A 24014-nucleotide genomic window follows, 5' to 3' on the forward strand; every position below is an offset into this window, starting at 1 on the left:
AACGCGAGAACCGCCCCGCCGCGCCTGGGCGCGAGGGGGCGGTTCGTCGAGGATCGGGCGGGATCAGCGCGGGACGTAGGTCTCCACGCTCTTGATCTCGACGGGGATCTGGCGACCGTTCGGCGCCGCGTAGCTCACGGAGTCGCCGACCTTGAGGCCGATGATGGCCATGCCGAGCGGGCTCTTCTCGCTGTAGACGTCGAGGTCGCTGTCGCCCGCGATCTCCCGGTTGCCGATGAGGAACTTCGTCTCGTCGCCGGCGATGTCCGCGGTCACGACGGTCCCGGGCTCCACGACGCCGTGGCTCACCGGTGCCTCGCCGACCTCGGCGCTGCGCAGCAGGGTGGTGAGTACGCGGATGCGCGCCTCGATCTTGCCCTGCTCCTCCTTGGCGGCGTGGTAGCCGCCGTTCTCCTTCAGGTCGCCCTCTTCACGGGCGATCTCGATGCGCTTGGCGATCTCGGTGCGGCCGGCGACGCTCAGGTGCTCCAGCTCGGCGGAGAGGCGGTCGAACGCCTCCTGGGTCAGCCAGGTGACTGACGTGTCCTGTGCCACGGTGACTCCTCGGGTACGCGTGAGCGCCCCGACGGTTCCGTCGGGGCGAACCAATCACACTACGCGAGCCAGCAGCGGTAGATCAACCCGGTCACGGCGGTGTCGATGGTGCGCACGCGCTCCGTGAACACGCGGGTGTAGCGATCCGCGGGCGGGATCTCGACGACCCTCCAGCCCACGACGGCCTGCTGCTGGCTGAGGGCCTGGACCGCGCAGTAGGAGGTGGATCCGACCGGCGCCGACACCTCGAACGTCACGTCGACCTTGTGGTCGTCGATCAGGGTGAAGGCGAGGTCGCGCTGCTGCAGTCCGCCGCGGGCGCTGTCCAGCCCGGCGAACACGACCCACGCCGCGAACACCACGACGAAGCCGGCCGCCACGATCCACATCGCCAGCCGCTGCCGGGAGCGGTTGCGGGGGGTGCGCCCGTACCGGGAGTCCAGGATGTCCGACGCCACAGTTTCTCCCCGATACCGACCGATACGCTTGAGCCCTCAGGTTATTCGCTTTCCCTAGGAGTCCCGTGACCCTCCGCTTGCTGGCCGTGCACGCCCACCCCGACGACGAGTCGAGCAAGGGCGCCGCGACCTACTCCCACTACGTCGCGCGCGGAGCCCGGGTGCTCATCGTGACCTGCACCGGGGGCGAGGCCGGCGACATCCTCAACAGCGCGCTCGAGCCGCGGGCGATGGCGGAGCGCGACCTGCCCGGGCTGCGCCGCCGGGAGATGGCGAACGCGCAGCGCGAGATGGGAATTGAACACCGGTGGCTGGGCTACGTCGACTCCGGCATGCCGAGCGAGGACGGCACGCTGCCGCCCGGGTCGTTCGCCTCGATCCCGCTGCACGTGTCGGCCGCGCCCCTCATCCGCGTCGTCCGCGAGTTCCGGCCGCACGTGCTGCTCAGCTACGACGAGAACGGCGGCTATCCGCACCCCGACCACATCCGTGCCCACCAGGTGGCCATGGAGGCCTGGCGCGAGTCCGAGAACGTCGAGAAGTACCCGGAAGCCGGGGAGCCCTGGCGCATCGAGAAGCTGTACTACGACCGCATCTTCAACCCGCGACGCATCCGCGCCGTGCACGAGGAGTACCTGAAGACCGAGCCGCCCGCGGAGGTGCTCGCGCAGATCGACGAGATGCGCTCCTGGATGGAGGACCGGCCCGACCTCGCCACCACGAGGGTGCCCGTCGGCGACTTCTTCGAGCACCGCGACCGCGCCCTGCGCTCGCACGCGAGCCAGGTGGCGCCGGACAGCAGCTTCTTCTTCTGGCCCAACGAGATCCAGCGGGCCGCGTGGCCCTACGAGGACTATCAGCTCGTCGAGTCGCGCGTGCCGACGGAGCTGCCGGAGGACGACCTGTTCGCGGGCATTGTCGACGACGAGCCGGACACGGTCACGTCGAGCACTGAGGTCACGCCGAGCACCGAGGTCACAACGAGCACTGAGGTCACATCGAGCACCGAGGAGAACGACCGATGACCGCCGCCGCGCTCGCCGCACACGTACAGATGGTGCTGGCCGCGACGCCGTCGCCCACCCCCGGCTTCGACCAGACGACCGTCACCCCGGGTGTTGCGGGCTTCCTCATCACGTTCGGTGTCGCCGCCGTGGCGCTGCTCCTCGCCCTCGACATGACCCGCCGGATCCGCCGCACCCGCTACCGCGAGGAGATCCGCGCGAAGCTCGAGGCCGAGCGTGACGGCCGCCCCGCCCCGGGCTCGGGAACGGGACCCGACGGCACCACCGGAACCGCGGGCGGTTCCGGAACCCGGTAGCTCAGACGGGCGGCTGCTAACAGGCTCTTCCGGCCTATCGAAGGGCCCTGCGGACGGGTGGGCGTCGCATACGGTCCCTGAACTCGTCGAAGGGACGGAACGGAACTGCGCGGCTTGCGTCCCTTCGACAAGCTCAGGGACCGTGTTGGGCTACTTGCGCCGCCATCGCGGTTCGGCTCTTCGTTGCCGGGCGCCATCGGCGCATGTGGTCCAGCCACGGCGGGGCTTGCACCTCGGGCGCGCCGGCGCGCATCCGGATCGCCCATCCCGAGGTGTCGATCGTCCGATGGTGGAACCAGCAGAGAAGCACCCCGTTGTCCGGATGCGTGGGTCCACCCTCCGCCGCCGCCGGGATCACGTGGTGCACCTCGCACCAGCCCGCCGGGATGCTGCAACCCGGAATCAGGCAGCCGCCGTCACGAGCGGTGATCGCCCGCCGCTGCGGAGCCGTGAAGCACCGCTCCGCCGACCCGAGCTTGAGAATGCGGCCGTTTCTGCCGATCAGCACCTTCTGGGTGCCCCCGCTGCACACCATCTGCTGCACCGTCGTGGGTGACAAAGGGGACTCGACGCCGTCCGCGTAGCCTGCGCCGCCGGTGTCCAGGTCCTCGGCGCGCACGGTAACGAGCACCGTCGGTGCGGCCCCGCCGACGGTCGGGGTGTTCCCGCTGCGAGCCATGGCGTCGAGGACGCCGATGAGGATGTCGTGCCGCTGCTGATCCTTCGACCGCGGATCCTTGACTGCGTTCTTATCCGCGAGCTCCTCGTCGGTGAGGAACGCCGGCGCCGTCGTCGGGGTCAAGTACGCGTCGAAGAGCCGCTTCACCCGGCCCGCCGCCTCCGGCAGCAACCCGCCGGACACCGGGACGAGCCCGTTGCGCTCCGGCCCGAGGCGGAAGCCGCGCTTGGCCATCGCATGCGCCTCGTCCGGCTCGAGCCCGTCGGGGTCAAGGGTGGCCCGCCAGACCGACGCCTGGATCCGGATCTCGTCCGCCGACGCCGGCATGCTGCAATCGGGGCTCGTTCCCGTGGCCGCGGCGACGAGCTCCTTCTCCGCGGCATCAAGAGCGTCCGGGTGCACCCGGTCCTGCAGGGGTGCGAGGTTCTTCATCAGCGCGATCGCGGCATCCACGCCGAGCTCGCCCGCTTCCAAGGCGGCGCGAACGTGGTCGAACTTCGCAGGCATCGCCGCGCCGGAGAGCGCCGTGTCGGGCCGCGTCAGTGCGGCGAGCCCCAGGCGCGCGGCTCCCGTCGCGCTCGACACCTGCGTGAGCCGCTGCAGGAGTTCGTTCGCCGAGCGGCAGCCTTTTCGAGCCGCCAACCCTGCGGGTCCATCCTCGGTCCGCGAGCGCGCCGCAATCTCGCCTGCGCCGGCGATCCGCAGGGCGTCGACGTGGCGGCCCAGCGCCTCGATCTCTCGGATGGCGGCGAGAAGTGCTTCATCGTCCAGTCCGCCCATGGACGCCACCGGGAGCGCGGTCGGGACCGCTTCCGTGAGGTCCACCAGGGTGGGGCTGTTCATGCGAACATTGTCGCACCTGCCACCGACAATCTGCCGTTGACCAGCTCAATCTGTGGAGAAGTGGTTGGATCGGGCTTGTGTGAAGGAGGGGAGCTCGCGGGTGGGGTCGCGTCTCTTCGACAGGCTCAGGGACCGAGTCAGGGATCGTGCGAGTCCCGTCCCTTCGACAAGCTCAGGGACCGTGTGGGGACCGGGCCGGACCAGGAGGATGCGGACCCACCTCCACGCACCCCCTCGACACGGAAAGCGGGCGGGTACCCGGCACCGAGGCCGGGTCCCGCCCGCTTCACACGCGCTGGCACCTACCGGTCGATGTCGACGTCCTTCGTCTCCTTGCCGATGAGGAGCGCGATGAAGGTGATCGCGGCCATGACCGAGAGGTAGACGCCCACGAGGAACGGGCTGCCCTCACCGAGGGTCCAGAGCCACACCGCGATGAACGGCGCGACCGCCGCGCCCAGGATCGACGCGACGTTGTACGAGACGCCGGACCCGGTGTACCGCACATTGGTCGGGAAGAGCTCGGGCAGCAGAGCGCCCATGGGGCCGAAGGTCATGCCCATGAGGGTGAATCCGACGATCAGCCACAGCATCACGCCGATGAAGCCCGCACCGAGCATCGGCACCCAGACGAGACCGAACACGATGATGGCGCCGGTCACGACGAGCAGGGTGCGACGGCGGCCGAAGCGGTCGGCCCAGGGTCCCGAGAGCATGGTGAAGATGCCGAAGAACACGACGCCGGCGATCATCATGAGCACGAACGTCGTGTAGTCGTAACCGAGGCCGCCGATCGGGGCGTCCGTAGCAGCCCGGCCATAGGACAGCGAGAACGTGGTCATCAGGTAGAAGAGCACGTAGGTCGCGAGCATGAAGAACGTGCCGAGCAGCAGCTCGCGCCAGTGGTTGCGGAACACCGCGGCCAGCGGCACGCGCACGAGGGCGCCGGTTGACGCCTTCTTCGAGAACGTCGCGCTCTCCACCAGGCGGAGGCGCACCCACAGGCCCACGATCACCATGACGGCGGAGAACAGGAACGGGATGCGCCAGCCCCATTCGAGGAAGGCGTCGGAGGGGCGGGTCGGGTCGTCGGACGGCAGCAGCGCGGCGATGATGAGGAACAGGCCGTTCGCGATGATGAAGCCGATGGGCGCGCCGAGCTGCGGGAAGGTGCCGTACCAGGCTCGCTTGCCCGCGGGGGCGTTCTCGGTCGCCACGAGGGCGGCACCGCTCCACTCGCCGCCCAGCGCGAAGCCCTGCGCGAGGCGCAGGATCACGAGCATCAGCGGCGCGAACCAGCCCACGGCGGGGTAGGTGGGCAGGACGCCGATGAGGAACGTCGCGATGCCCATCGTCAGGAGGGCGGCGACCAGCGTCGTCTTCCGGCCGTGCTTGTCGCCGAGGTGCCCGAAGACGACCGCGCCGAGGGGGCGGGCGACCATGGCCGCGCCGAAGATGGCGAACGAGGCCAGCAGGGCCGTCGAGTCGTTGCCGACGGGGAAGAAGAGATACGGGAACACCAGCACGGCGGCGGTCGCGTAGACGTAGAAGTCGTAGAACTCGATGGTCGTGCCGATGAGGCTCGCGAGGACGACGCGGGAGCGCGGATTGGCCGGCGTAGACGCGGCGCTGAGCTCTGTTGCAGAAATGGACATGTGTACTCCGAAGGGATGGGCGACAGTCAAGCGTAAGCCCCCAGTTCAGAGTGAACTCGCGGAATGGGCGCCAGAACGTCATGCGGCGTCAAGGAACATCGGGTCGAGATGCCGCCAGGGCCGGTCCAGTCGCTACCCTGCCGGTGTGACGGAGCATGAGCGCGAACTGACCGGCGGCAACGCATCCGGACGCGTCGTGCGCGTCGGCTCGACGGTGCGCAAGCCGTGGACCCCCGGTAGCGCTTCGGTGCAGGCCTACGTCGCCGAGCTCCGCGCCCGCGGGGTGGATGCCCCGGAACCGCTGGGGCGGGATGAGCGCGGACGGCAGATCCTCGAGTACGTCGACGGCCCGCTCGCCCAGGATCGCGTTCCCCTCGGCGACACCGAGCTGCGTCGGGTCGGGGCGATGGTGCGCGCCATCCACGACGCGAGCGAGGGCCTCCCGATCCCGGACGCCCTCACCGCCGGCATGCTGCTGCCCACCGAGGGGGCCGACCTCCTGTGCCACAACGACCTCGCGCCCTGGAACCTGGTTCTGGGGGAGCGGTGGGTCTTCATCGACTGGGACGGCGCGGGCCCGAGCACGCGCCTGTGGGATCTGGCGTACGCGGCACAGGCGTTCGCGATGCTCGTCGGCGGCGAGCCCGTCGAGACGGCCGCCCGGAGGCTGCGCGCGTTCGTGGGCGGGTACGACGCCGACCTGAGGCTCCGTGAGGCGCTCCCCGCGGCCATGGCGAAGCGGACCGCGGCCATGTTCGAACTTCTCCGGTCCTCGAGCGAGACCGGCACCGCGCCGTGGGCGGAGATGTATCGCAGCGGTCACGGCGAGCACTGGCGCGCCGCGGCCGAGTACGTCGCCGAGAACGAGGCGGCCTGGGCACGGGCCGTGACCGAAGCCCCCGCCGCCCACGGCACCCGTCGGCGGTAGCGGACGGATGCTGAACGCGATGCCCGAAGCGATGAGCCGCGAGAAACCGGAGGACTTCCGGAACGTGCGCACCAGCCGGCTCGTCCTGCGCCCCGCGGAGGAGGGCGACCTCGACGAGCTGCACCGGCTCTACGCGGATCCGGTCGTCTGGGGCCCCGACCCGATCAGCCGCCACGAGACCCCGACCCAGACCGCCGCGCTCATCCAGCGCTGCCGGGACGCGTGGCGGCTCGACGGGGTGGGGATGTGGGTCGCACGCAGCGCCGAGGCGCCGACGGCGGGCACGCTGGTCGGCTTCGGTGGCTGCTACCTGCGCCACGACGTCACCTGGAACCTCGGCTTCCGGCTGTCGCCGCCGTTCTGGGGCCATGGACTGGCTCAGGAGATCGTGTCCGCAGGCGTGGCCGCGGCGCGGGCGGTGCGCCCCGGGCTGCCGCTCACCGCGTACGTGCTTGAGGGCAACGAGCGTTCCCAGCGGGCGGTCGAGCGCACCGGGCTTCACCTCGTGTGGCGTGGTCCGGATGCGGGCAACCCCGATCCGCGCGCCGTACGGCTGCTCTACGCCGATCGAGCGCTCGACGCGGCACTGATCGACCTCCTCACGGCGGACTGAGAAATTGTTTGCCGAAGTTGTCGATTCCGTCGTCCGCCGTTCGACGCGATAGTAAGGAGGACGCGAAACGCGGCCCGCATACGAAGGAGAATCCCATGAAGTACATGCTCATCATGCGCTCGACGGACGAGGCGCTGAAGGCATCGAAGGACATCCCGTTCGAGGAGATCATCAACGAGATGGGCGCCTACAACGAGTCGCTCATCAACGCCGGCGTCATGCTCGCGGGCGAGGGTCTGGCCGACGTCAGCGAGGGATTCGTCGTGGACTTCGCGACCGAGCCGCCCGCGGTGACCGACGGCCCCTACGGCGAGACCCACGAGCTGTTCAACGGCTTCTGGATCCTGCAGGTCTCCTCGAAGGAGGAGGCCATCCAGTGGGCGAGCCGTTGCCCCCTCCGCGCCGGAAGCAAGCTCGAGGTGCGCCGCGTGACCGACGAGAGCGACTTCGCCGACTTCGCCGACAACGAGTACATCCAGAAGGAGGCCGGCTGGCGCGAGCAGGAGGAGCAGGCCGCGCGCAAGGCGTGACCCGCCCGATCGGTCGCGAACCATGGACGACAGCACCGACGCCCTGAGCGCGGACGCGGCCCGGACGGTCGACGCCATCTGGCGCATCGAGGGCGCGCGCATTGTCGCCGGCCTCGCGAAGATGGTCGGCGACGTCGGCCTCGCGGAGGATCTGGCGCAGCAGGCGATCGTCGACGCGCTCGAGCAGTGGCCGGAGTCGGGCGTCCCGCGCAACGCGGGCGCCTGGCTCACGGCGGTCGCCAAGCGGAAGGCGATCGACGGCTGGCGCCGGCGGGAGCGGCTCGACGACCGCTATCGCGCGATTGCGCACGACCTGGACGCGCGGGAGGACGAGGAGTGGGACCCGATCGGCGACGACGTGCTCCGGCTCGTCTTCACCGCCTGTCACCCGGTGCTCGCCCGGGACGCCCAGGTCGCGATGACGCTCCGGATGATCGGCGGGCTTACCACCGAGGAGATCGGGCGGCTGTACTTCGTGCCGGTCGCCACCGTGCAGCAGCGCATCGTGCGGGCGAAGAAGACGCTGAGCGCCGCGATGGTGCCGTTCGAGGTGCCCGATCCGCACGAGTGGAGCGCCCGGCTGGGGTCCGTGCTCGGGGTCGTCTATCTCGTGTTCACGGAGGGCTACGCGGCGACCTCGGGCGACCGCTGGATCCGCATCGACCTGGCCAACGAGGCGCTGCGGATCGGACGCGTGCTCGCCCGGCTCATGCCGCGGGAACCCGAGGTACACGGACTCGTCGCCCTCATGGAGTTCCAGGCGTCACGGTTCGCCGCCCGGGTGGCCCGGGACGGAACGCCCATCCTGCTGGCCGATCAGGACCGGTCTCGCTGGGATCGCGCGCAGATCGAGCGCGGCCGGGCGGCCCTGGCCCGCGCGGACGCCATCGGTCGCGGCCGGGGCTCCTATGCGCTGCAGGCCGCCATCGCCGAGTGCCACGCGGTCGCCCGCAGGTTCGAGGACACGGACTGGGAGCGCATCGTGCTGCTGTACGAGGCGCTCGGGCGGATCGCCCCGAATCCGGTCGTCGAGCTGAACCGTGCGGTCGCGGTGTCCATGGCCACCGGACCGGCGTCCGCCCTGCAGATCGTCGACCGGCTCGCGGCGGACGGTGCCCTGCGCGGATCCCACCTGCTGCCGAGCGTGCGGGGCGAGCTCCTCAGCCGGCTCGGCCGACGGGAGGAGGCGCGCTCGGAGCTCACCACGGCTGCCGGGCTCGCCGGGAACGAACGGGAGCGGGAGGTGCTGCGCGCGAAGGCGGCGGCACTCTGATCACCCATCCGGCCCGGCAGACGCGGCTCCGGTCCGCCCCCGCTCGCTCGAGAGAGGCGGTCAGGCGCCGTCGACCGGGTCGACGCGCCAGCGCATCAGCACGTTGCCCGACTCCTCCCACACGCGGGTGCCGAGGAGCTTGAGCGCCACGGGCGGCCGAGAGTCGAACAGCGACACCCCCTGCCCGCCGATGAGCGGGAAGGTGACGAGGTGCAGCTCGTCGACGAGCCCGGCCCGCATCAGGTCGTTCCAGAGCATGCGCCCGAGCAGCACGAGGATGCCGCGTCCATCGGCAGCCTTGAGCGCGGCGACCTCGGCCCGCGCGTCCGCCACGGCCACGACACGGGTGTTCCGGTACGGCGCGAGGTCCGCCTCGGTGATCGTGTCGGAGACGATGACCTTCTCGACCGCCTCGAACAGCGCGGCGAACTCGCGCCGGATGTCCGTGGCGCCCGGGTCGTCGCGCACCCCCGCCCAGTAGCCGAGATTCCCGAGCGACGATCGCCTGCCCGACAGCAGGACGACGTCAGAGGCCCGCAGCAGGCTCGTCGTGTAGTGGTCGAAGGTGTCGGCGTCCCGGTAGTCGGGGTGCTGGTGCTCGAAGAACGAGCCGATGTCGTGGTCGTCGTCCTCGTAGAGGCCGTCGACGGTGACGAAGTTGCAGACCGTGAGCGTGCGCATGGGGCCACGCTAGACCGGCGCGTGCGACTCAGGAGAAGGTCGGCGGGTTCACGGCCACGAGGAAGATGCCCAGCCAGTGGCAGAGGAACGCCAGCAGGGTGAGCGTGTGGAAGATCTCGTGGAAGCCGAAGTGACCGGGCCACGGGTTCGGGCGCTTCAGCCCGTAGATCACTGCGCCGATCGTGTAGAAGATGCCGCCGGCGATGATCAGCGTCATCATGGCCGGGTCCGCGGCGAAGAAGTCGCCGATGAACGGCAGGCAGGCGTAGCCGAGCAGGAGGTACAGGGGCACGTACAGCCAGCGCGGGGCGCCGATCCAGAGCACGCGGAAGGCGATTCCGAGGCCGGCGCCGCACCACACGAGCCAGAGCAGGAGTACCGACTTCTCCTGCGGCAGGGCCAGCACCGTGATGGGCGTGTACGACCCGGCGATGAGCAGGAAGATGTTCGCGTGGTCGATGCGCTTCAGCAGGCGCTTCATGGGCGGCGACCAGCGGAACCGGTGGTACAGCGCGGAGTTGCCGAACAGCAGCAGCGACGACGCGACGAAGATGCCGGTGCTCGTCTTCGCCGCCGCCCCCTCGGCCGCGAGGACGAGGATCACGCCGAGCACGATGGCGAGCGGGAACGTGGCCGCGTGGATCCAGCCGCGCCAGGTGGGCCGCGCGTCCTCCTCGGCCGGATGCTGGATCGCATCCTCGAGGACGGGGATGTTCGGCAGGTCGGCCGCCGGTTCCCTGTCCACCCGGCCGGTTCCCTCGTCCTGACGGCTGCTCTCCATGCTGGGATTTTAGGGGAACGGGGAAAGGGCTTCGGGACGGCCAGCCGAGGCGGGAAGGGGGCGCGCGTGGGCTAGCGTGATGGGGTGCGCAACCGCCCCATGCCCCTCGGCTCCGGCATCGTCTACCGGCTGTACGAGAAGGGCATCCGCAAGGGCCTGAGGCCGGAAGCCCTGCCGCACCACGTCGCCATGATCGTGGACGGCAACCGCCGCTGGGCCGCTCAGCGCATGCTCGAGACCGCGGCGCACGGGCACCGCGCGGGGGCGGCGAAGATCCAGGAATTCCTCGGCTGGTGCGACGACCTCGACATCCGCGTGGTCACGCTCTACCTGCTCTCGAACGACAACCTGACGGGCCGAGCGAGCGAGGAGCTCAACGAGCTGTTCGAGATCATCGCCCAGCTCATCGACGACCTGTCCTCCTCCCGGGACTGGCGCATCAAGCACGTCGGCACGACGGAGAACCTGCCCGAGCGCCTCGCGACCGCGCTGCGCGAGGGCGAGGAGCGCACGGCCTCGCACACCGGCCTGCACATCAACCTCGCCGTGGGTTACGGCGGCCGGCACGAGATCGCGGACGCGGTGCGCAGCATCCTCGCCGAGCACCAGAGCGCGGGCGGCACCATCGAGGAGCTGGGCGAGCTGCTCACGCCCGACCTGATCGGCGAGCACCTCTACACGAGCGGGCAGCCCGACCCGGACCTCGTCATCCGCACCTCGGGCGAGCAGCGGGTGAGCGACTTCATGCTCTGGCAGAGCGCCCACAGCGAGCTGTACTTCGTCGAGGCCCTGTACCCGGACCTCCGCGAGGTCGACTTCCTGCGAGCCCTGCGCGACTACTCCAAGCGCCACCGCCGATTCGGGACGTGACATGACCATCGATGCAGCGACCACCATCGACGGGTTCGTCGCCGACTTCGACGAGGAGCCGGGCTACCTCGACTTCGCCGCGGTCGGTCCGCCGTCGCGCTCGGTGATCGACGAGGAGCGCGGCCTGCTCGACACGCTCGCGCGCGCCCGCTTCGGCTCGCTGAACGGCGTGCGGAACCAGGGCACCCGGGTCCGGGCGGCCGTGTCGGCGCTGACCCGCGTGCCGGCCGACCGGATCGTCTTCCAGCCGAACACGAGCACCGGCCTCATGCACGCCCTCTTCGGGCTCACCGGTCCCGTGCTGCTGTCCGCCGCGGAGTTCCCCAGCGTGCCCTTCGCCGCGGTCCGCGCCCAGCAGGCCCTCGGCGTCGTGACGCCGCAGTGGCTGCCGACCCCGAACGGGCGCGTGACGCCCGCGGGCATCCGGGACGCGCTCACGCCCGAGACCGTCGCCGTCGCGGTGAGCCTCGTCGACTCCCGCACCGGCTACCTCGCCGACCTGGAGGGCATCCGCCAGGTCATCGGCACCCGCCTGCTGATCGTCGATGCGATCCAGGGCTTCGGCGTCGTGGACGCGCCCTGGGAGGTCGCGGACGTGATCGCGACGGGGGGCCAGAAGTGGGTGCGCGCGGGCTGGGGGACCGGTTTCCTTGCCCTCAGCGAGCGTGCCGCCGACACCCTCGTGCCGGTGATGTCCGGATTCGTCGGCACGCCGGATGACGACCTGCCCTGGGACGCGGTGCCCGACCCGGCGCGCGGCGCCCGCGCCTTCCGCACCACGAACCCGGACCCGCTCGCGGAGGCGCGCCTCGCGGTCGCGCTCGAGCGCATCGCGGACGCCGGGGTGCCGTCGATCTCCGCGCGCATCGCGCACACCGTCTCCCGGGTCATCGACCTGGCCGACGAGGCCGCGCTGGCCGTGGTGTCGTCGCGTGCCGAGAACGAGCGGGCCGGCATCGTGGTCGTGGAGCCGCCGGAGGATCAGCTGACCGCCCTCGGCGCCGCGCTGTTCAACCACGGCATCACGGCGACCGTGCGGCAGGGCCGGGTGCGCCTCGGCGTGCACGCGTCGACGTCGGACGAGACGCTCGACATGGTGCGCGCCGCGTTCACCTCGTTCGGCTCGACCATCACCTACTGAGCGCACGGCCGGCGCTTTCGGGAGATCCGGGGACGGTGCCCGGATCCGGTTCCGGATTGTTCACACGCGCGACACATTGGGTCGCGTGTCGCAGCAGCGGGGGTCCCCGGCGCGGACGTAGGTTCAACCCATCAGGTAAGGCACCTGGTCGAGACGGCCACACAAGTACGGCTCGATAGTGCTCCACTGGCCGACTCGCCGACTAATCCGAGGCACCGAAACGCCTCGGGGTTGGAGTGGTCGTGGCCGCAATGAACACGCAGAAGCCGATGCTCGCCGACGGGATCGCATCCCGCGAGACTCAGGACCAGGCGGAGCGCACGTACGTGCTCGACACGTCGGTGCTGCTGTCCGATCCCAAGGCGATCTTCCGCTTCGCCGAGCACGCCGTCGTGCTCCCGGTGATCGTCGTGACGGAGCTGGAGTCGAAGCGCAATGACCCGGAGATCGGGTACTTCGCCAGGCAGGCCCTGCGTCACCTCGACGACCTCCGGGTGCGGCACGAGCGCCTCGACTTCCCGATCCCCGTGGGCGACGAGGGCGGGAGCATCCGCGTCGAGCTGAACCACTCCAACATGGGCGTGCTGCCCTCAGGCCTGCAGCTCAACGACAACGACTCGCGCATCCTTGCCGTCGCCCTCAACCTCGCCAACGAGGGGGTCGCGGTCACCGTGGTCTCCAAGGACCTGCCACTGCGCGTCAAGGCCGCGTCGATCGGCCTCAGCGCGGACGAGTACCGGGCCGAGCAGGCCGTCGACTCCGGTTGGACCGGCATGGCTGACGTCACCCTCGGCTCGGAAGACATGGCCCAGCTGTACGAGGACGAGCGGCTCAGCACGGACGCGGTCATCGACCTCCCGGTGAACACCGGCGTGATCCTGCACTCGAACCGGGGATCCGCGCTCGCCCGCGTCACGTCCGCCGGCGAGGTGCGGCTCGTGCGCGGTGACCGCGACGTCTTCGGCCTGCACGGCCGCTCCGCCGAGCAGCGACTCGCGATCGACATGCTGCTCGACTCCGACGTGGGCATCGTCTCGCTCGGCGGCCGGGCCGGCACGGGCAAGTCCGCGATCGCGCTCTGCGCGGCCCTCGAGGCCGTGCTGGAGAAGCAGCAGCACCGCAAGATCATCGTCTTCCGCCCGCTCTACGCGGTCGGCGGCCAGGAGCTCGGGTTCCTGCCCGGTGACGCCACGGAGAAGATGAACCCGTGGGCGCAGGCGGTGTTCGACACGCTCGGCGCGCTCGTGTCCGAGAACGTGCTCGAGGAGGTGCTGGCCCGGGGCATTCTCGAGGTGCTGCCGCTCACCCACATCCGCGGACGCTCGCTGCACGACGCGTTCGTTATCGTGGACGAGGCGCAGTCGCTCGAGCGGAACGTTCTGCTCACGGTGCTCAGCCGCATCGGGCAGAACTCGCGCGTCGTGCTCACCCACGACGTGGCCCAGCGCGACAACCTGCGGGTCGGCCGGCACGACGGCGTCGCCTCGGTGATCGAGACGCTGAAGGGGCACCCGCTGTTCGCGCACATCACGTTCACGCGCTCCGAGCGCAGCGCGATCGCGGCCCTGGTCACGGAGCTGCTGGAGTCCAACGACGTCGCCTAGCGACGCGTGAACGACGAACCGCCCCGGCCGTGTGCCGGGGCGGTTCGTGTCCTCATGCGGGGACTACAGGCCGGGGGTCGACGCAATTCAGCAGATCCGCCCTCGTCCGCGGCGTGTCGGGGCCTCCGAACGGCGTGTCCTCCGGAATCTGCTGAGTTGCGTTGCAGGTCCTGCCGAGGTGCGGAGAGTGCGGGGACTACAGGCCGGGGGCGGTCATCCGCAGCACGTCGAGGGCCGTGTCCAGCTGCTCCTCGGTGACCTCGCCGCGCTCCACGTAGCCGAGGTCGATCACGGCCTCGCGCACCGTGAGCTTCTTCGCCACGGAGTGCTTCGCGATCTTCGCGGCCGCCTCGTAGCCGATCACGCGGTTCAGCGGCGTGACGATCGAGGGCGACGACTCCGCGAGGGCGAGCGCGCGCTCCGCGTTCACCTCGAGGCCGTCGACGGTCTTGTCGGCGAGCAGCACGGTCGACGTCGCGAGCGTGCGGATCGACTCGAGCAGCGCGGTGCCCATCACCGGGATCGCGACGTTGAGCTCGAACGCGCCGGACGCGCCCGCCCAGGCGATGGTCGCGTCGTTGCCGACGACGCGGGCGGAGACCATGAGCACGGCCTCCGGGATGACCGGGTTCACCTTGCCGGGCATGATCGAGGAGCCGGGCTGCAGGTCGGGGATGTGCAGCTCGCCGAGACCGGTGTTGGGGCCGGAGCCCATCCAGCGCAGGTCGTTGCAGATCTTGGTCAGGCTCACGGCGATCACGCGGAGCGCACCGGACGCCTCGACGAGCGCGTCGCGCGCGCCCTGAGCCTCGAAGTGGTCCTCGGCCTCGGTGAGGGGCAGGCCGGAGTCCTCGGCGAGCAGTTCGATGACGCGCTGCGGGAAGCCGAGCGGCGTGTTGATGCCCGTTCCCGTCGCGGTGCCGCCGAGCGGAACCTCCGCGACGCGGGGGAGTGCGGACTTCACACGTTCGATGCCGAGGCGGATCTGGCGCGCGTAGCCGCGGAACTCCTGGCCGAACGTGACGGGCGTGGCGTCCATGAGGTGCGTGCGGCCGGCCTTGACGGTGGTCTTCCACAGCTCCGCCTTGGCCTCGAGCGCGGTGGCGAGGTGCTCGAGGGAGGGGAGGAGGGAGTTGAGCAGCGCGTCCGTCACGGCGACGTGCACGGAGGTGGGGAAGACGTCGTTCGAGGACTGCGACGCATTCACCTGGTCGTTGGGGTGCACCGGCGAGCCCAGCACGGTGCTGGCCAGCGTCGCCAGCACCTCGTTCATGTTCATGTTCGACGAGGTGCCGCTGCCCGTCTGGTAGACGTCGATGGGGAACTGGTCGTGGTGCTCGCCCCCGATGATGCGGTTCGCGGCCGCCACGATCGCGTCCGCGACCGGCTGATCGAGGATCCCGAGCTCCGCGTTCGCGAGGGCGGCGGCGCGCTTGATCCGCGCGAGCGCGACGATCTGACCGGGTTCGAGGCGGCTGCCGGAGATCGGGAAGTTCTCGACGGCGCGCTGCGTCTGCGCGGCGTAGAGCGCCTCGCGCGGCACGCGCACCTCGCCCATCGTGTCGTGCTCGATGCGGTACTCGGTCTCGGGGGTGTCCACCACGGTGTGTTGTCCTTCTGGTCGGGGAATCGAGTCGTGAGCGAAGTCTGGGCGGGCGGGCGTCAGAGGATGCCGACGGCGGTGTCCGGCACCGCCGTGCCCTCGAGCAGCCGGTAGTTGGCGCCGACGATGCCGAGGGTGCCGTCCGCGATCGCGTCGCTGATCAGCTCCGAGCGCTCGAGGAGCTCCGCGATCGTGTTGCGCAGGTGCTGGCGGCCCACCTCGGACGCGTCCGTGTCGCCGCTGTGCGTCTCGCGCACGCGCTGCACGGCCGGGACGATCCGGTCGACGAGGGACGCGACGTGCGCCGGCAGCGGCGCCGCGTCGGGCGCCTGGGAGTCGATGGCGGCGCGCACGGCGCCGCACTCGTCGTGTCCGAGCACGACGATCAGGGGCACGCCGAGCACCGCGACCGCGTACTCGAGCGAGCCCAGCACGGACTCGGAGACGACCTGCCCCGCGTTGCGCACGACGAAGAGGTCGCCGAGGCCCTTGTCGAAGATGATCTCGGCGGCGAGCCGGGAGTCGCTGCAGCCGAAGAGGGCCGCGGAGGGCGTCTGCTTCAGCGCGAGCTGGGTGCGCCGCTCCACGTCCTGACGGGGATGCAGCGGCTCGCCGTTCACGAAGCGCGCGTTGCCGCGCACCATCTCGCCCCACACCTTTGCCGGAGTGCGCTGTTCAGTCATCGTTTCCCTCGGTCGGAATCTCAGCCGCGACGCCCTCGGCGAGGGTGCGGAACTCGTCGTCGTCTGCGGAGCCGTACAGCACGTACGCGGTGCCTCCGACGGTCGTCGCGAGCGCGTACTCCGCGAGGCCCGCATCCTCGCGCGAGCGGTTGTCGAAGATCGACCAGGTCAGGCCCGCGATCTCCTGGGTGCCGGACTCCCGGGCGCCCTCGACCTTCTGCAGCAGCCAGGTCGCGTTGGCCTCGATGCCCTCGCTGAACCCGATGTACTCGTTGGACGGCGTGAGGAAGCCGATGTACCACTCGGTGACCTGGTCGGCGGTCTGGGTGCGCAGTTCGGCAGCGTTGCTGCTCCAGCCGGTCGGTACGTCGGGCACGACGACGGGCTCGGACAGGGAGGCGGACGCCTCGATCGCTACCTGCCGGTAGTCGACATCGCCGCGCTCGGGTGCCTGGGCCCGCGGAACGAGCAGCACGACGACGAGGACGATGCCGAGCGTCGCGAGCAGGGCGTAGATCAGGTTGTTGACGGTCTGCCGCGCGCGGCGGTTCCTCGACGCCTGGGCCTTGCGGAGGGCGGTCTCCTCCGGCGTCTCGGGGCGGCCGAGCTCGGCGACGACCCTGCTCTGCTTGGCCATCAGGCGGCGGGGCCGGTGCCGGCGCGGGCCGCCTCCAGGCGGGCGCGGGCGCCGACGAGCCACTCCTCGCAGCGGGCGGCCAGCGCCTCGCCGCGCTCCCACAGGGCGAGTGCCTGCTCGAGCGTGGCGGAGCCCTGCTCGAGCTCGGCGACGACGCGCACGAGCTCGTCGCGGGCCTGCTCGTAGCTCAGGGCCTGGACGTCGGCGGGGGGTGTGGGCATGGTGCTAATCCTATCGAGCGGTGCGGGCGGTCCCGGCCGGTTCGCGGCGGCGATCAGGGTCGCCGAGCGGCCCGTCCGAGACGGCGGAGATGCTGCCCTCGGCCAGCCGCAGCACGAGGGTTGTGCCGAGCGGGGCGTCGTCGTCCGAGCGGACGATCGAGCCGTCGTCGCGCTGGGCGATGGCATAACCGCGGTCGAGGGTGCGCTGGGGGGAGAGGGCGCGCAGCTGGGCGGCGAGCTCGGACGTCGCCGTCGCGGCCGTGTCGATGGCCCGCGAGACGAGCTCGCTGCCGCGGGCGACGTAGCGGGTGAGCTCCTCGGCCCGGGAGTCGACGATCCAGTCGCTGCCGGCGAGCACGGGCCGCGTGCGCAACTGCTCGACGCGGTGGGTCTCGTGCCGCAGCAGTGCGCTGATGCACGACCCCATGCGGGCCCGCGCCTGCTGCACGCGGTTGAGCTCCTCGCTCACGTCGGGCACCACGCGCTTGGCCGCATCCGTGGGGGTTGACGCGCGGAGATCGGCGACCTCGTCGAGCAACGGGCGGTCGGCCTCGTGCCCGATCGCGGAGACCAGGGGGGTGACGCAGGCGGACGCCGCCCGCAGCAGCCCCTCGTCGCTGAAGCCGAGCAGGTTCTGGAAGTCGCCGCCGCCGCGGGCGACGATGATCACGTCGATCTCCTCGTCCGCGTCGAGCACCCGGATGGCTGCCGTCACGTCGGCGACGACCCGGTCGCCCTGCACGGCCGTGTGCACGACCCGGAACTGCACGGCCGGCCAGCGCAGCTGCGCATTGCGCAGCACGTCCTTCTCGGCGTCCGAGTCCTTGCCGGTGATGAGGCCGACGCGGCGGGGGAGGAACGGCAGCGGCTTCTTGCGCGCCGTCTCGAAGAGTCCCTCGAGGGCGAGCTGCGCGCGCAGGCGCTCGAGCCGCTCCAGGAGGTCGCCGAGCCCGACGTGGCGCATCTCGAACACCTGCATGGTGAGGGTGCCGCCCTTGGACCAGTAGCTGGGCTTGATGAGCGCGACGACCCGGTCGCCCTGCTTGAGGTCGGCGGGCACGCGGGCCTTCACCGACGACCACATCGTGAAGCCGACGGTGGAGTCCGCGGTCAGGTCCTTGAGCTTGCCGTAGACGTTGCCGCCGGACACGCCCCACTGCGTGATCTCGCCCTCGACCCACACGCTGCCGAGCCGGTCGATGTAGCCCTTGATCTTCGCGGACAGCAGCCCGATCGGCCACGGGTTGTCGACGGTGGGCGTCTGGTCCATGCCGTTTCCTCCGGTGCTCGCCGCGGGCGCCCTCCGTGAGAGGGGACTCAGTGTCTGATGAGGGTCCGCACGGTAGAATCGAGTAGTGACCGACGAAACCATCAGCCTGCCCATGCCCCGTATCCCGGGCGCTCGCAACAGGCTAAAGGATACCCCTGTCGCTGGCCGCAAACGTGTGCTGCTGGCTGCCCCCCGCGGCTACTGTGCGGGAGTGGATCGAGCGGTCATCGCCGTCGAGAAGGCCCTCGAGCACTACGGCGCACCCGTGTACGTGCGCAAGCAGATCGTGCACAACATCCACGTCGTGTCCGAGCTCGAGAAGAAGGGCGCGATCTTCGTGGAGGAGGTCGACGAGGTCCCGACGGGCTCGCACATCGTCTTCAGCGCCCACGGCGTGTCGCCGGCGGTCGTGCAGGGCGCGGCGGACCGCGGCCTGCAGGCGATCGACGCGACCTGCCCGCTCGTCACCAAGGTGCACCGCGAGGCCGTGCGCTTCGCGCGCGACGACTTCCAGATCCTGCTCATCGGACACGAGGGGCACGAGGAGGTCGAGGGCACCGCGGGCGAGGCCCCCGAGCACACGACCCTCGTCGGCAGCCCCGACGAGGCCGACACGGTCGTAGTGAAGGATCCGGACCGCGTCGTCTGGCTCTCGCAGACCACGCTCTCGGTCGACGAAACCATGGAGACGGTGCGCCGCCTCCGCAAGCGCTTCCCGAACCTGCAGGACCCGCCGAGCGACGACATCTGCTACGCGACGCAGAACCGCCAGGTCGCGATCAAGAAGGTCGCGACGGACGCCGATCTCGTGATCGTGGTCGGATCCGCGAACTCGTCCAACTCCGTCCGCCTCGTCGAGGTCGCGCTGGAGTACGGCGCCAAGGCCGCGTACCGGGTCGACTACGCGAGCGAGGTCAAGCAGGAGTGGCTCGACGGCGTCGAGACCGTCGGCGTCACGTCCGGCGCGTCCGTGCCCGAAGAGCTCGTGCAGGAACTGCTCGAGGACCTGGCCGCCGCCGGATACGGCGACGTCACCCAGGTCAAGACGGCGGAGGAGGACCTGATGTTCTCGCTGCCCAAGGAGCTGCGCAAGGACATCTCGGGTCGTACCGACGCCCGCGCCATCGGTGGCCGCGTGCGGGCGACCGCATGACCGACGCCCAGCCCGGCTCCGGCGCCGCCGAGCAGCGCCCCACCTCGGGGCCCGCTCCGCGCTGGGGCGAGTACGCGCCGCTTCCCCCGGCGCCGCCCGAGCCCGCCATCCACCCGGTCGGCCCGGCCCAGCAGACCCCGATCCCGCCGGCGCCCACCCGGGCCGCCGGCGGCGCCCCGGTCCGCAAGCGCCGCACCTGGGACCTCGTGCTCACCATCGCCCTGCTCGCGTACGGTCTGATGACCGTGCTTGCGAGCCTCGGCGGCGCGAGTGATCTCGGCAGCACGCTCGACCAGGTGTACGCGATCCAGGGGCTGGGCGACTACGAGCCGTCGGCGCTCGCCGCCTCGCTCACGGGCGTCGCGAACCTCGCGCAGGTGCTGTTGCTTGCGCTTGCCGCGTTCGTGTCCTACCGCCTGCTGAAGGCCGGGCGCATCGCGTTCTGGGTGCCGCTCGTCGCGGGCGCCGTCGCCTCCCTGCTCGTCGGCGTCCTCGGCCTGACCCTCATGCTCGGGGATCCGACGTTCCAGGAGTACCTCGGCTCCGTCGGTTAGCCCGCTTCCCGGGCCACACAGCCCTCCACCTCCCGTTTTCCTGTGGTTTTCATGCAAAGGAATGGAATCGGTATTTCCTTGGTTGGGAACACCGTGGGTCCGCACCGGCATTTCGCCCCTGCTGCGCTCACGACCGATTCTTCCTCCACAGAACGAGAGAGCGAGCGACACATGACGAAGATTGCGATCATCATCGGCAGCACCCGACCGGGACGCAACGGCGAGGCCGTGGCGAAGTGGGTGCTCGAGCGCGCGAACGCGCGCGGCGACGCGGACTACGAGCTCGTCGACCTCCTGGACTTCAACCTGCCCCTCCTGGACGAGGCCATCCCCGCGTCCATGGGCCAGTACCAGAACGCGCACACTCGCGAGTGGGCCGCGCGGGTCGCTGAGTTCGACGGCTACGTCTTCGTGACGCCGGAGTACAACCACGGCACCACGGGTGCGCTGAAGAACGCCATCGACTTCGTCTACGCCGAGTGGAACAACAAGGCCGCCGGGTTCGTGAGCTACGGTTCCGCGGGCGGCACCCGCGCCGTCGAGCACCTCCGCCTCATCATGGCCGAGCTGCAGATCGCCGACGTGCGCGCCCAGGTGGCGTTCAACCTCGCGACCGACTTCCGCAACTACTCGGAGTTCACGCCCGCCGCGTACCACGAGGGCAACCTCGACCTCATGCTCGACCAGCTGAACGCGTGGGCCACGGCCCTCGAGTCCGTGCGTCAGCCCGCCGAGGCCGTCGCCGCGTAACACGACGAACGCGCCGGTCGCTCCGCAGGGGAGCGGCCGGCGCGTTCGCGTGTCCGGGGGTGCCGTCGCGGATGCACGCAACGCAGGCTTCCGCACAGGGCGTCTTGCGAGGTTCCGGGGCGGACGCGGTGATTCACGGTCGCTGAGCCTGTCGAAGCGACGTATCGGGACTCTCGGCGGTCGCGGCACGTCCCTTCGACAAGCTCAGGGACCGTATCGGCCGGCGGACGCGCGTGTTCACGGTCGCTGAGCCTGTCGAAGCGGCGGGACCCGGCCGCGGATCGGGTTGCGTCCCTTCGACGAGCTCAGGGACCGTATCGGCCGGCGGACGCGCAGCATCACGGTCGCTGAGCCTGTCGAACCGTCGCGACCCGGCTCGCGGAGTGGGTTGTGTCCCTTCGACGAGCTCAGGGACCGTGTCGGTGGCTCAGGGACCGTATGAGCTGCGTTCGCGCTCGCGGTCAGGCGCCGAAGCGGGCGTGCAGGTGGATGGCCGAGTCCACCGAGACGTGGACGTCCCGCAGGCGGGCGCCCGCGAAGGTGTAGGTCGCGAGGTCGATCCGGCGCCCGTTCCAGGGCGCGATCATCGAGTCGGCCCTGCTCACGACCGCGGCGACGAGCGGGTTGCCGCTCGAGAGGTCGACGTTCGAGATGGTGAGCGCGAGGGCCTCGTCGACCTGGGCGCGCCCCGTGACGGTGACCTTCGCCGAGAGGAACGACTTGCCGACGGTGGCGTCCGCCCGCAGATCGAGCCCGCGGGTGCCCAGCGCGGCGACCGCGACGCTCAGGCTCTTCAGGCTCAGTCCCATGCCGCCGAGCCGCGCGGAGAGCTCGTCGGCGACGAGGCGCTCCAGGTCGGCGACCGCGGCCGTGACGTCCACGCGCGCGGACGCCGGGGCATCCTGACCGGAAGCCCCCGTGGCCGCGTCCTCGACGGCGAGCCAGAGCGACCCGTCGCCCGAGGTGTTCCAGGTGACGGGCACGTGCTCGGCCTCGGCGGCGATCGTGACCGGAAGCCCGCGGAGCACGGCGGGGGAGCCCGTGAGGCTGAGCGCCTCGATCGTGGCACGCGTGGACGACGCGATGGGCCCGGGCTCGATGTCCTTCGCGGAGGACGCGTCGATGCCGGTGATGTCGGCCGCGACGCGCGAGATCGAGCCGTCGGCGCCCGGCTCCGCGTTCACGGGAACCGGCGAGCCGGACGCGGGCGCGAGCACGCGGCCCAGGCCGGCTCCGAGACGCGCGCCGAGCTCGTCGGCCGACGCGGGAACGGGGCCGGGACCGAGCGGGATCACCGGGTCACTTGCCGGAGTGCCCGGCGGAGCCGAGCTGGCGGGTCGCGTCGACGACGCGCTGGGCCATGGCCGTCTCCGCCTTCTTGCCCCAGGCGCGGGGGTCGTAGACCTTCTTGTTGCCGACCTCGCCGTCCACCTTGAGGAAGCCGTCGTAGTTCCGCAGCACGGTGTCGGCGATGGAGCGGCTGTACGCGTACTGCGTGTCCGTGTCGATGTTCATCTTCACGACGCCGTTGCTCACGGCCTGGCTGATCTCCTCGTCGGTGGAGCCGGATCCGCCGTGGAAGACGAGGTCGAGCGGCTTCTCGCCCGTGCCGTACTTCTCCTGGATGCCGCGCTGGATCTCGCCGAGCAGTTCGGGGCGCAGCTTCACGTTGCCGGGCTTGTAGACGCCGTGCACGTTGCCGAAGGTGAGGGCGGCGATGTAGCGGCCCTCGTCGCCGAGACCGAGCGCCTCCACGGTCGCGATCACGTCGTCGAGCGTCGTGTACAGGTGCTCGTTGATGTCGTGGCTGACGCCGTCCTCCTCGCCGCCGACGACGCCGATCTCGACCTCGAGGATCGAGCTGATGTTGCGCATGCGGGGGAGGAGCTCCTTCGCGATGCGGAGGTTCTCGTCGAGGGTGACGGCCGAGCCGTCCCACATGTGGGACTGGAAGATCGGGTTGCGGCCGGCCTTCACCTCGGCCTCGGAGGCCTCGATGAGGGGAAGCACGAAGCCGTCGAGCGCGTCCTTCGGGCAGTGGTCCGTGTGCAGGGCGACGGTCACGGGGTAGTTCTTCGCGACCTCGTGGGCGAACGCGGCGAAGGCCAGCGCGCCCGAGGCGCGGTTCTTCACGGTGTGGCCGGCGAAGTAGTCGGCACCGCCCGTGGTCACCTGGATGATGCCGTCCGACTCCGCCTCGGCGAAGCCCTGCAGCACCGAGTTGATGGTGGAGGAGGAGGAGACGTTGACGGCCGGGTAGGCGAACCCCTTCGTCTTGGCCTTGTCGAGCATCTCGGCGTACTGCTCGGGCGTTGCGATGGGCATGGAACTCTCCTTCGGTCCGGCTATCCGGCGGACTGCACCGCCTCGGACGAGTCTATTGATCCCGACCCGGCCAGGCGCCGCCCGGCCGTGCCCATGTGGTCGGCCATGGCGTCCGCGGCGGCTGCCGCATCCCTCGCCCGCAGGGCCTGGTACACCCGGGTGTGCTCGTCGAGCGCGTCTCGGGCCTGCCGGGGATCCTGTAGGGCACGTTCGGCCCACACCCGCAGGAGCGAGCGGATGCTCTGCAGCAGGTCGAGCAGCACGCGGTTGTCGGTGCTGAGCGCGATCTCCAGGTGGAACAGGACGTCCGCCTCGATGAAGGCCGAGAGGTCGTCGACCGTGCGCTCCATCACCTCGAGGTGACCGCGCAGGCGGTCGAGCGCCTCGTCGGTCATGCGGTCCGCGGCGAGCCGGGCGGCGTAGATCTCGAGCTCGCCCCGCACCTCGATGAGCTCGCGCGTGCGCGGCTCGCCGAGCATCATGCCCCAGCTGAGGGTCTGGGGGAGGAGCTCGGACGCGGATCCGCGCAGGTAGGTTCCGGAGCCGGGACGCACGTCGACGATGCCGAGGATCTCCAGAGCTGCGAGCGCCTCGCGCACGGCCGACCGGCCGACCTCGAGGGACGCCGCGAGCTGACGCTCGGGTGGCAGTCGCGTGCCGGGCTCGATGGCACCGCTCGTGAAGTGGTCGAGCAGGCGCTTGGCCACGGCGGACACCGCCGACCCGCTGGGCATGACGCCCAGGGCGGCGCTGATCTCCGTAACGCTGTCATTGCGATAGGCGGGCACGCGGTAACCGTATCAATCCCCGCAACCGGTTGACCGAATTAGATCTAAACCGGTCAACCGGTTGACAAGTGGCGGAACCGGCATCGATACTGATTGCC

Annotated in this window: 25 protein-coding genes and 1 pseudogene; 12 read left to right on the forward strand and 14 right to left on the reverse strand. The window is 70.6% G+C overall.

Features of this window, described 5'->3' with window-relative positions; genetic code table 11:
• Positions 1 to 63 precede the first annotated feature (63 nt).
• Positions 64 to 555: a transcription elongation factor GreA gene (gene greA, locus DAI20_RS08890; RefSeq protein WP_108250205.1), complete on the reverse strand. Its 492-nt coding sequence runs from the start codon at positions 553 to 555 to the stop codon at positions 64 to 66.
• A 59-nt stretch (positions 556 to 614) separates the two neighbouring features.
• Entirely contained in the window at positions 615 to 1013 is a 399-nt protein-coding gene (locus DAI20_RS08895; protein WP_108250206.1) for a DUF4307 domain-containing protein, read from the reverse strand.
• A 65-nt stretch (positions 1014 to 1078) separates the two neighbouring features.
• Here DAI20_RS08895 and mca point away from each other — a divergent pair, with 65 nt between their 5' ends.
• The gene (gene mca / locus DAI20_RS08900; protein ID WP_205781399.1) at positions 1079 to 2038 is read left to right on the forward strand and encodes a mycothiol conjugate amidase Mca; all 960 of its coding nucleotides are present in this window, start codon (positions 1079 to 1081) and stop codon (positions 2036 to 2038) included.
• On the forward strand, positions 2035 to 2334 hold the full coding sequence (locus DAI20_RS08905) for a hypothetical protein (protein WP_108250207.1): 300 nt from the start codon (positions 2035 to 2037) through the stop codon (positions 2332 to 2334). Before mca ends, DAI20_RS08905 begins: the two co-directional genes overlap by 4 nt.
• 133 nt (positions 2335 to 2467) lie before the next feature.
• Here the strand turns inward: DAI20_RS08905 and DAI20_RS08910 are convergent, their stop codons facing one another.
• Together DAI20_RS08910 and DAI20_RS08915 are read right to left on the reverse strand one after the other, a co-directional pair.
• Positions 2468 to 3856, reverse strand: a complete 1389-nt coding sequence (locus DAI20_RS08910) for an HNH endonuclease signature motif containing protein (RefSeq protein WP_108250208.1) — start codon at positions 3854 to 3856, stop codon at positions 2468 to 2470.
• A gap of 302 nt (positions 3857 to 4158) precedes the next feature.
• The gene (locus DAI20_RS08915; RefSeq protein WP_108250209.1) at positions 4159 to 5511 is read right to left on the reverse strand and encodes an MFS transporter; all 1353 of its coding nucleotides are present in this window, start codon (positions 5509 to 5511) and stop codon (positions 4159 to 4161) included.
• Between the two features lie 145 nt (positions 5512 to 5656).
• Here DAI20_RS08915 and DAI20_RS08920 point away from each other — a divergent pair, with 145 nt between their 5' ends.
• The 4 genes from DAI20_RS08920 to DAI20_RS08935 all read left to right on the forward strand — a co-directional run bounded on the left by DAI20_RS08920 (position 5657) and on the right by DAI20_RS08935 (position 8855).
• Complete coding sequence (locus tag DAI20_RS08920; RefSeq protein WP_240605987.1) at positions 5657 to 6439, forward strand: phosphotransferase; 783 nt, start codon at positions 5657 to 5659, stop codon at positions 6437 to 6439.
• Positions 6440 to 6458: 19 nt separating this feature from the next.
• Positions 6459 to 7052, forward strand: a complete 594-nt coding sequence (locus DAI20_RS08925) for a GNAT family N-acetyltransferase (RefSeq protein WP_240605988.1) — start codon at positions 6459 to 6461, stop codon at positions 7050 to 7052.
• 95 nt (positions 7053 to 7147) lie between these two features.
• Complete coding sequence (locus DAI20_RS08930) at positions 7148 to 7582, forward strand: YciI family protein (protein ID WP_108250211.1); 435 nt, start codon at positions 7148 to 7150, stop codon at positions 7580 to 7582.
• Positions 7583 to 7604: 22 nt separating this feature from the next.
• Positions 7605 to 8855 (forward strand): RNA polymerase sigma factor, encoded by a 1251-nt coding sequence (locus DAI20_RS08935; RefSeq protein ID WP_168927683.1) that lies wholly within the window; start codon positions 7605 to 7607, stop codon positions 8853 to 8855.
• A gap of 60 nt (positions 8856 to 8915) precedes the next feature.
• On the opposite strand, the gene DAI20_RS08940 is transcribed toward DAI20_RS08935, so the two are convergent.
• Positions 8916 to 9536 carry a dihydrofolate reductase family protein gene (locus DAI20_RS08940; protein WP_108250212.1) on the reverse strand — a complete coding sequence of 207 codons (621 nt, stop codon included), beginning with the start codon at positions 9534 to 9536 and terminating at the stop codon, positions 8916 to 8918.
• Positions 9537 to 9564: 28 nt separating this feature from the next.
• On the reverse strand, positions 9565 to 10317 hold the full coding sequence (gene trhA, locus DAI20_RS08945) for a PAQR family membrane homeostasis protein TrhA (protein ID WP_108250213.1): 753 nt from the start codon (positions 10315 to 10317) through the stop codon (positions 9565 to 9567).
• Positions 10318 to 10416: 99 nt separating this feature from the next.
• On the opposite strand from trhA, the gene DAI20_RS08950 reads away from it, so the two are divergent.
• From DAI20_RS08950 to phoH2, 3 genes are all read left to right on the forward strand, one after another.
• The gene (locus DAI20_RS08950; protein ID WP_108250603.1) at positions 10417 to 11187 is read left to right on the forward strand and encodes an isoprenyl transferase; all 771 of its coding nucleotides are present in this window, start codon (positions 10417 to 10419) and stop codon (positions 11185 to 11187) included.
• Between the two features lies 1 nt (position 11188).
• Entirely contained in the window at positions 11189 to 12328 is a 1140-nt protein-coding gene (locus tag DAI20_RS08955) for an aminotransferase class V-fold PLP-dependent enzyme (protein ID WP_108250214.1), read from the forward strand.
• A gap of 251 nt (positions 12329 to 12579) precedes the next feature.
• Positions 12580 to 13932 carry an RNA 5'-3' helicase PhoH2 gene (gene phoH2, locus DAI20_RS08960; protein WP_108250215.1) on the forward strand — a complete coding sequence of 451 codons (1353 nt, stop codon included), beginning with the start codon at positions 12580 to 12582 and terminating at the stop codon, positions 13930 to 13932.
• Positions 13933 to 14128: 196 nt separating this feature from the next.
• Here the strand turns inward: phoH2 and DAI20_RS08965 are convergent, their stop codons facing one another.
• The 5 genes and pseudogenes from DAI20_RS08965 to xseA form a co-directional block, all read right to left on the reverse strand.
• Positions 14129 to 15535 carry a class II fumarate hydratase gene (locus DAI20_RS08965; protein WP_108250216.1) on the reverse strand — a complete coding sequence of 469 codons (1407 nt, stop codon included), beginning with the start codon at positions 15533 to 15535 and terminating at the stop codon, positions 14129 to 14131.
• Between the two features lie 59 nt (positions 15536 to 15594).
• Positions 15595 to 16218, reverse strand: coding sequence for a carbonic anhydrase (locus DAI20_RS08970; RefSeq protein ID WP_108250217.1), 624 nt, complete (start codon positions 16216 to 16218; stop codon positions 15595 to 15597).
• On the reverse strand, positions 16211 to 16855 hold the full coding sequence (locus DAI20_RS08975; RefSeq protein ID WP_108250218.1) for a DUF4245 domain-containing protein: 645 nt from the start codon (positions 16853 to 16855) through the stop codon (positions 16211 to 16213). Before DAI20_RS08975 ends, DAI20_RS08970 begins: the two co-directional genes overlap by 8 nt.
• On the reverse strand, positions 16855 to 17076 hold the full coding sequence (locus DAI20_RS08980; RefSeq protein WP_108250219.1) for an exodeoxyribonuclease VII small subunit: 222 nt from the start codon (positions 17074 to 17076) through the stop codon (positions 16855 to 16857). Before DAI20_RS08980 ends, DAI20_RS08975 begins: the two co-directional genes overlap by 1 nt.
• An 18-nt stretch (positions 17077 to 17094) precedes the next feature.
• Positions 17095 to 18346: pseudogene (gene xseA, locus DAI20_RS08985) on the reverse strand (exodeoxyribonuclease VII large subunit); the annotation flags it as partial.
• A gap of 112 nt (positions 18347 to 18458) precedes the next feature.
• Between xseA and DAI20_RS08990 the strand changes: the two are divergent.
• From DAI20_RS08990 to DAI20_RS09000, 3 genes are all read left to right on the forward strand, one after another.
• Positions 18459 to 19499, forward strand: a complete 1041-nt coding sequence (locus DAI20_RS08990) for a 4-hydroxy-3-methylbut-2-enyl diphosphate reductase (RefSeq protein WP_108250605.1) — start codon at positions 18459 to 18461, stop codon at positions 19497 to 19499.
• On the forward strand, positions 19496 to 20053 hold the full coding sequence (locus DAI20_RS08995) for a DUF6264 family protein (RefSeq protein WP_108250221.1): 558 nt from the start codon (positions 19496 to 19498) through the stop codon (positions 20051 to 20053). The genes DAI20_RS08990 and DAI20_RS08995 overlap by 4 nt, the downstream gene beginning before the upstream one ends.
• 171 nt (positions 20054 to 20224) lie before the next feature.
• On the forward strand, positions 20225 to 20803 hold the full coding sequence (locus tag DAI20_RS09000) for an NADPH-dependent FMN reductase (RefSeq protein ID WP_108250222.1): 579 nt from the start codon (positions 20225 to 20227) through the stop codon (positions 20801 to 20803).
• A gap of 461 nt (positions 20804 to 21264) precedes the next feature.
• On the opposite strand, the gene DAI20_RS09005 is transcribed toward DAI20_RS09000, so the two are convergent.
• Genes DAI20_RS09005 through DAI20_RS09015 form a run of 3 tightly spaced genes read right to left on the reverse strand, consistent with a single transcriptional unit; the run spans position 21265 to position 23916 of the window.
• On the reverse strand, positions 21265 to 22098 hold the full coding sequence (locus tag DAI20_RS09005; RefSeq protein WP_108250223.1) for a hypothetical protein: 834 nt from the start codon (positions 22096 to 22098) through the stop codon (positions 21265 to 21267).
• A 4-nt stretch (positions 22099 to 22102) separates the two neighbouring features.
• Positions 22103 to 23128, reverse strand: a complete 1026-nt coding sequence (gene fbaA, locus DAI20_RS09010; protein WP_108250224.1) for a class II fructose-bisphosphate aldolase — start codon at positions 23126 to 23128, stop codon at positions 22103 to 22105.
• A gap of 20 nt (positions 23129 to 23148) precedes the next feature.
• Entirely contained in the window at positions 23149 to 23916 is a 768-nt protein-coding gene (locus DAI20_RS09015; RefSeq protein ID WP_240605990.1) for a FadR/GntR family transcriptional regulator, read from the reverse strand.
• Positions 23917 to 24014: the final 98 nt, after the last annotated feature.

It is taken from the genome of Planctomonas deserti (assembly GCF_003067705.1).
Taxonomy (GTDB): Bacteria; Actinomycetota; Actinomycetes; order Actinomycetales; family Microbacteriaceae; genus Planctomonas; species Planctomonas deserti.

Bases quoted from the DNA above. Each gene is read 5' to 3' on its own strand.
- DAI20_RS08905 (WP_108250207.1), top strand. From the start codon at position 2,035: ATGACCGCCGCCGCGCTCGCCGCACACGTACAGATGGTGCTGGCCGCG.
- DAI20_RS08910 (WP_108250208.1), bottom strand. From the start codon at position 3,856: ATGAACAGCCCCACCCTGGTGGACCTCACGGAAGCGGTCCCGACCGCG.
- DAI20_RS08915 (WP_108250209.1), bottom strand. From the start codon at position 5,511: ATGTCCATTTCTGCAACAGAGCTCAGCGCCGCGTCTACGCCGGCCAAT.
- DAI20_RS08925 (WP_240605988.1), top strand. From the start codon at position 6,459: ATGCCCGAAGCGATGAGCCGCGAGAAACCGGAGGACTTCCGGAACGTG.
- DAI20_RS08930 (WP_108250211.1), top strand. From the start codon at position 7,148: ATGAAGTACATGCTCATCATGCGCTCGACGGACGAGGCGCTGAAGGCA.
- DAI20_RS08935 (WP_168927683.1), top strand. From the start codon at position 7,605: ATGGACGACAGCACCGACGCCCTGAGCGCGGACGCGGCCCGGACGGTC.
- DAI20_RS08940 (WP_108250212.1), bottom strand. From the start codon at position 9,536: ATGCGCACGCTCACGGTCTGCAACTTCGTCACCGTCGACGGCCTCTAC.
- trhA (WP_108250213.1), bottom strand. From the start codon at position 10,317: ATGGAGAGCAGCCGTCAGGACGAGGGAACCGGCCGGGTGGACAGGGAA.
- DAI20_RS08950 (WP_108250603.1), top strand. From the start codon at position 10,417: ATGCCCCTCGGCTCCGGCATCGTCTACCGGCTGTACGAGAAGGGCATC.
- DAI20_RS08955 (WP_108250214.1), top strand. From the start codon at position 11,189: ATGACCATCGATGCAGCGACCACCATCGACGGGTTCGTCGCCGACTTC.
- phoH2 (WP_108250215.1), top strand. From the start codon at position 12,580: ATGAACACGCAGAAGCCGATGCTCGCCGACGGGATCGCATCCCGCGAG.
- DAI20_RS08970 (WP_108250217.1), bottom strand. From the start codon at position 16,218: ATGACTGAACAGCGCACTCCGGCAAAGGTGTGGGGCGAGATGGTGCGC.
- DAI20_RS08975 (WP_108250218.1), bottom strand. From the start codon at position 16,855: ATGGCCAAGCAGAGCAGGGTCGTCGCCGAGCTCGGCCGCCCCGAGACG.
- DAI20_RS08980 (WP_108250219.1), bottom strand. From the start codon at position 17,076: ATGCCCACACCCCCCGCCGACGTCCAGGCCCTGAGCTACGAGCAGGCC.
- DAI20_RS08990 (WP_108250605.1), top strand. From the start codon at position 18,459: ATGCCCCGTATCCCGGGCGCTCGCAACAGGCTAAAGGATACCCCTGTC.
- DAI20_RS08995 (WP_108250221.1), top strand. From the start codon at position 19,496: ATGACCGACGCCCAGCCCGGCTCCGGCGCCGCCGAGCAGCGCCCCACC.
- DAI20_RS09000 (WP_108250222.1), top strand. From the start codon at position 20,225: ATGACGAAGATTGCGATCATCATCGGCAGCACCCGACCGGGACGCAAC.
- fbaA (WP_108250224.1), bottom strand. From the start codon at position 23,128: ATGCCCATCGCAACGCCCGAGCAGTACGCCGAGATGCTCGACAAGGCC.